The organism is Peptoniphilus senegalensis JC140 (genome assembly GCF_000321025.1).
Classification (GTDB): domain Bacteria; phylum Bacillota; class Clostridia; order Tissierellales; family Peptoniphilaceae; genus Peptoniphilus_A; species Peptoniphilus_A senegalensis.
The window spans coordinates 348,617-354,834 of the sequence record NZ_HE610717.1 but is presented as its reverse complement, the minus strand read 5'-3'; the positions used below and the strand labels follow the sequence as shown (position 1 = coordinate 354,834).

5 protein-coding genes are annotated in these 6,218 nt (G+C 33.0%); 4 read left to right on the top strand and 1 reads right to left on the bottom strand.

The annotated features are described in order from the left end of the window. The first annotated feature begins 110 nt into the window (after positions 1 to 110). Positions 111 to 1,604: a hypothetical protein gene (locus PTSHG_RS01785; RefSeq protein ID WP_019107220.1), complete on the top strand. Its 1,494-nt coding sequence runs from the start codon at positions 111 to 113 to the stop codon at positions 1,602 to 1,604. 173 nt (positions 1,605 to 1,777) lie between these two features. Here PTSHG_RS01785 and PTSHG_RS01780 read toward each other — a convergent pair whose 3' ends face one another. Beyond that, positions 1,778 to 2,692, bottom strand: a complete 915-nt coding sequence (locus tag PTSHG_RS01780; protein ID WP_019107219.1) for a DMT family transporter — start codon at positions 2,690 to 2,692, stop codon at positions 1,778 to 1,780. A gap of 343 nt (positions 2,693 to 3,035) precedes the next feature. Here PTSHG_RS01780 and PTSHG_RS01775 point away from each other — a divergent pair, with 343 nt between their 5' ends. The 3 genes from PTSHG_RS01775 to PTSHG_RS09060 all read left to right on the top strand — a co-directional run. Further along, positions 3,036 to 3,626 (top strand): TetR-like C-terminal domain-containing protein, encoded by a 591-nt coding sequence (locus PTSHG_RS01775; protein WP_019107218.1) that lies wholly within the window; start codon positions 3,036 to 3,038, stop codon positions 3,624 to 3,626. A gap of 98 nt (positions 3,627 to 3,724) precedes the next feature. Next, on the top strand, positions 3,725 to 5,518 hold the full coding sequence (locus tag PTSHG_RS01770; protein ID WP_019107217.1) for an oleate hydratase: 1,794 nt from the start codon (positions 3,725 to 3,727) through the stop codon (positions 5,516 to 5,518). Between the two features lie 193 nt (positions 5,519 to 5,711). Next, positions 5,712 to 6,218, top strand: a 507-nt coding sequence (locus tag PTSHG_RS09060) for a GNAT family N-acetyltransferase (RefSeq protein ID WP_019107216.1), incomplete at its 3' end; no start/stop codon positions are given.

The window sequence follows — 6,218 nt, the reverse complement described above, 5'->3', positions numbered from 1 at the left end:
GCAATTCATCACTTATATAAAGTCTAGCCGCTCATTTAAAGGGTGCAGAAACTTTTCTGCTCTATTATAATTAAATTTTAGGGATACTTATTATTTATGTGAGGATATTTATGAAAAGAAATTCTAAATTTTTTATTATTATGATACTTGCTCTTGCCCTTCTTGCTGGATGTCATAAGGGGAAGACTTCGGCAGAGGGGTCAAAGGATAATGCAAATAATACAAGTGAGGCTAATGCTGATAATAAGAGAAACTTTTCTGGAGAAGATTCTAAAAAGACTTCTTCTAAGGGCCAAGAGAATTTAAAACCTGTTAAGGGGGCAATTATTGGTTCTATGTCTTCTTATGTTGAGGATAGGGAAATCTGGAATGACTTCATTGATGAAAAAAGTATAGGATCTGCAAAGAGGGATGACTTTGGTCTTCATTTGCCAAGGATACTTTTGGACTCTAAGGATGCAAAGAAGGCAAATCAAGAGATTGATAAAATTGCAGAAAATTTAAGAAAGATTTACCAGTCTGGCAAGGGAAAGATGGAGGAGGACGACACTGGCATCTACTCTTCATTTTCAGTTTACCAAGACGACCATGTATTGAGCCTAATGATCCAAGTTTACGATATTTGGCAGGATGATCCTCCAAGCTATTTTGCATATAACTTTTCTCTGCCTGATGGAGAATTTATCGGCGACTATGAACTGATGAAAAATTTTGGCGTGGATAAGGATGAGATTTTGGGCTTGATTGAAGATGGTTTGAGGGAAGAACAAGATTTCACTACTAGCGTTTACCACAATGACGTCCTTGACTATACCTTTATCTATAATCCAAGCAACGCCACTGGTATGATTCTAAAGGAGCTATGGGATGATTTCGAGAGTAAAGAGAATCAAATTTATATAGACGAAGTTGGCAAAGCTCACTTCCTCTTAAGTCAATATCCAATTGTAAACATGGTTTCCTGCCCAGTAACTTTAGAGCTAAAGGCAAACAGCTTTAATAGGGACCCCATTTCTTATGAGTATTTGAGAATGGCGAGAAGGCTTGGCATTGATCCCAAGGACAAAAATCACAAGGCTTTTATAATCCACCTCGGTGCTGCCTTTGATGAAGAAAGTTTAACGGCGACCCTTGAAAAACTAAGTGCTTGGACAAATATATTTTTAAATTATGATGACTCTAATATGCTTGTTTCCCTGAAATTAAGTGAGGGTGGCGACATGCCTTATCTAAATGGAGAGGAGTGCTACCTAATCATTCCTAAGTACAGGAATGCTTCTGTTTCTCTAAAGGAATTGGAAATTTCTCAAGATGGAAAGTTAAAAGAAGTAGCAAATGAATTATTAGATTTTAATGCTTGTGCTGGAACAACTTTTGTCTGTCAAAACATTAGTGATATTGCTCCAAATGGAAAGATCAGCATAAGCTACAGGGACGATGTAATAGAATTTTCGCCTTCCATTAGTTTGAAGGATGGAAGCTTGATTCTACCAGAGAGAGTGACTGATGCAGAAGATATTCTTGATTGGAAGAGTCTAGTACAAAAAAATATGTATTCACCAAGAATGTTTGAAATAATGAGGTCTATAATTGGAAAGGGATAATATTTTTTGATTCCAATATTTTTGAAGGCAAGTTAAGTAAAGCTTAGAAACTATTTTAAATAAAAAATAAAAGGAGAAAAAAGGCACTTACAGAAGTAGGTGCCTTTTATATGATTAAATTAAGAAGTTATAAATTTTAAAATTAATTAAAATTATTATTTTGCTGTTTTACTTTAACTATTTATTTTATTTTCTCTAGGTTTTTCCTTTACTGAAAGGAAAACTGTTAAGATAATGCAGAAAAAGCCTGCTAATTCTACTAAGGAAAATTTCATTCCTAAAAATATGGAAGCAAGTAGGGTAGCAGAGGCTGGTTCCAAACACCCTATTAGGGTTGCTTTGACTGGACCAATATGTTTTACGCCTTCAAGAAAAACTGAAAAGGCAAGGGCTGTGCCAATTATAATTATTATGGCAATTATTAGCCAAGCCAAGAAGTCGAGATCCTTGGGAAAGATCCAAGCCTTGGTCAAGATAGATATAAGGATCCCACCTAATAACATGCCCCAACCAGTTACGATTATATTTCCCCAGCTAACTATAATTGGTCGAGAAAAAAGTGTATAGGTTATAACACCTAGAGCTGAAAGCAAGCCATAAAAAAGTCCGGCTTTTGAAATATTCATATTTCCAGGATTTCCTCCAGTGGATATTAGGTAGGTGCCGAATACAGCCAAAAAGACTGCTAAAATTTGAGAGAATCTCATCTTAGTTTTTGTAACTATGGACATAAATACAATCATTATAACTACATTAAGACTTTGTAAGACTGTTGCTGTTGCAGAATCCGAATATTTTATGGCACTAATAAAGGCATATTGGCACAATAAAAGTCCTAGTATGGCAAAGGCAAAGAGCCAAGCTAGGTCCTTTGGGACAGTCCAAATTTTTAAGACCGTATCCTTTTCTTTAAAAGCTCCTAAAATTAATAGTAAAATTCCTGATAAAAGCATTCGCATTGCCGTGAGCCAAGATGAATCAATATCATAATTCATAAAAAGATATTGTCCACATACACCGGAGATGCCCCAACTAATAGCACCAAAGGATGCAAAAAACAAGCCTTTCAAATTACTGTTACCCTTCAATAAATCTTCCTCCCTAGATGATAAATAAACTTTTTTTATATTTTAAGTAAAAAAATTCTAATAAAAATATAATCTTATAATGCCAATAATAAGAAAGAGTGAAAAAGCCTATAAGAAAAATTTGAGTTTTTTCTTTCTTCTTTCTCATAAGCCTACGTTTATGAGAGAGATTATAGTATACTTTAATGTAAAAGACAACAAGTCTGACTTTTATTAGTATTTTATTGAAAATTATTTTTTAAATATTAAATTAAATATTAATTTTTTTATCTCTTTCTCAATTTTAATATTTCATAAGTTGGGAAATATATAATAGGACTTTATTTTAGAAAGGAGTCTTGATATGGCGAAAAATTATACTAAAGATTTGATACGAAAAGAATTTATTAAGCTTTTAAATAAAAAGAAGTTACATAATATAACTGTTACAGAATTGGCTAAGACCTGCAATATTGAGAGAAAAACTTTTTACTATCACTATGAAAATTTGACGGAGTTGGTAAAGGAAATCTTTGATGAAGAACTTGATAGAGTCATTGAAGAGTTCAACGAGACCTTATCATGGGAAGAAAGTTTTATTTTAGCGGCTAAATTTATTTTAGATAATAAAAAGGTTGTAAAGCACATCTATGAGTCTGATTATAGAATGGATCTTGAGAAATATATTTTTTCTATTTCAGGCGAAATTATGCGAAAATATGTAATCCGAGTAGCCAAGGATACTAAGGCACAAGAAACTGATATAAAATTAATTGCTTATTTTTATCAATGTGCTTTAAGTTCTTCCCTTATTCAATGGCTTGCAGCTGATATGAAGACAGATCCAAAAGCTGTTACTCGTCGAATTGGAGAGTTAATGGATGGAAATATTTTATTGTCTTTAAAGAGAAGTGAAAAATTAGAAAAGTTTACCCAAAATTTTGATATTGAGTAAAAGTAACCCAAGTAAGCTCTTTTGGTAGATGATACTTTATCTTAAAAATGTTTTAATGAATACAGAAAGAAAGATAGGAACTATTAAAGGAGGATATTATGGAAATTAAAACTCGTGATAAAAGACTTAAACTAACAAATGGGGATTTTCAAAGATTAGTTAAAGCAAGAAAACCTGAAGGAATTGAAGAAAAATCTGCTTACTTAGTAGGAACAGGAATTGCATCATTAACTGCAGCTTGTTTTTTAATTAGGGATGCACACATGGAAGGTAAAAAAATCACTTTCTTAGAACAATTAGATATTGCTGGCGGTTCTTTAGATGGTGAATACATGGACACTAGGGGATACGTTGCTCGTGGTGGTAGAGAAACTGGAGCACATTTTGAATGCCTTTGGGATATTTGGAGTTCAATTCCAAGTTTAGAAGACCCAGAAATGAGTATTTTAGATTCTTATTTCTATACAAATTATGATGATCCAAACTATAGTAACTGCCGTATTACTCACAAGCAAGGCGAAAGATATGATGATGGAAAGTTTAATTTAACTCAAGATCAAGTTAAAGAAATTGCAGAGCTTTGCATGACTCAAGATGAAAAACTTGAGGATAAGGCAATTGAAGATATTTTCTCAGATGGTCTTTTAAATTCAGACTTCTGGACTTTGTGGAGAACAATGTTTGCCTTTGAAAACTGGCACTCTGCACTAGAAATGAAACTATACTTAAACCGTTTCATTCATCATGTTGGTGGACTTACAAATTTATCTGCACTTAGATTTACAAGGTATGACCAATACAATTCAATTGTGAAACCAATGGTTAAGTATCTTGAAAACCATGGATGTAAATTCAAATACAATATTAAAGTAACAGATGTAGATTTTGATATTTCTGAAAACAGAAAAGTTGCTACAAAAATTATAGCTGAAGATAAAGATGGCAATGATAAGTCTATTGACTTAACAGAAAATGATTTATTATTCATCACAAATGGTTCTATGACAGAAAATTCAAGTTATGGTAATGACAACACTCCAGCTGAACTTTCAGATGAACAAACTGGTTGCTGGGAAATGTGGAAAAATATTGCCAAAAAATCAGATGACTTTGGTCATCCTGAAGTATTTTGTTCTGATGTAGAAAAAAGTAATTGGGAATCATGTACAGTAACTTGTCATGATGATTCTGTTCCAAAATACATCGAAAAAATTACAAAGAGAAGTCCTTACGGTGGAAAAACTGTAACAGGTGGAATAGTAACTTGTGTTGATTCAAGCTGGCTTATGTCTTGGACAATAAACAGACAAGGACAATACCCAAAACAACCTGAAAATGACATTTGCGTTTGGGTTTACGGTTTATTTACAGATGTCGAAGGCGACTACATCAAAAAGAAAATGAGAGATTGTACTGGAAAAGAAATCACTAAAGAATGGTTGTATCATATTGGAGTACCAGTAAATGAAATCGACACGCTTGCAGAAACTTGTACAGCTGTACCAGTTATGATGCCATATATAACATCACAATTTATGCCTAGAAAATTTGGCGATAGGCCATTAGTTGTGCCAAAGGGTGGAGTAAACTTTGCATTCTTAGGACAATTTGCAGAAACTCTTGACGATCCAGGAAGGGATACAGTATTTACAACAGAATATTCTGGAAGAACAGCTATGGAAGCAGTTTATGTGCTTTGCGGAGTAGAAAAAGCTGTGCCAGAAGTTTATGCTTCAAGATATGACATAAGATATCTTCTAAATGGAATGGTAGCACTATCAGATGGCAAAAAACCAGAACTTCCACTTAGCCCACTACAAAAAATTAAACTTGCTAAGCGCATAAAAGGTACAGATATTGAAGAAATGTTAAAAGAATTTAATATAATTTAAGAGATTAATTATAAAAAAATTGGGGCGGTTATTATCGTCCCATTTTTTATAATTATAAAGGGGAGAATTCCATTAAAATAATAAGAAGCTTTTAGAATTAGAAAATACTAGGATCTTTTTTCTGCAATTTAATATATACTTATAAACAAAGTAATTAAATAAACTGAAAAAAATTTTAAATTAGGAGATTGATATGATAATAAGAAAAGCAGAGGCAAGGGACCTAGATGCAATTGAAAGTATATACAATAATGTACTTTTAAAAGAAGAAGAGGGCGAAGTTATTATTGGCTGGGAGCGTGGAATTTATCCAAGACGAGAAACGGCTGAGGCAGCTCTTAAAAGAAATGATATTTTTGTTATGGAAGATGAAGGAGCTATAGTTGGAAGTGGAATAATTAATAAAGAACAGGTTGATGTCTATGAAAAGGCAAACTGGAAATATAAGGCCAAAGATTCAGAAGTAATGGTTCTACACACTCTTGTCATTGACCCAAATAAAAGTGGCAAGGGTTACGGAAAGAAATTTGTAGAATTTTATGAAGACTACGCAAGGACAAATGACTGTAAATATTTGCGTATGGATACAAATGAAAAAAATAAAGCTGCTCGCAGTCTTTACACGAAGCTAGATTTTAATGAAATAGACTGCCTTCCTTGCATTTTTAACGGACTTGAGTGTGTAAATCTAATTTTATTT

Coding starts and splice junctions, on each gene's coding strand:
- PTSHG_RS01770 (WP_019107217.1), top strand. CDS start 3,725: ATGGAAATTAAAACTCGTGATAAAAGACTTAAACTAACAAATGGGGAT.
- PTSHG_RS01775 (WP_019107218.1), top strand. CDS start 3,036: ATGGCGAAAAATTATACTAAAGATTTGATACGAAAAGAATTTATTAAG.
- PTSHG_RS01785 (WP_019107220.1), top strand. CDS start 111: ATGAAAAGAAATTCTAAATTTTTTATTATTATGATACTTGCTCTTGCC.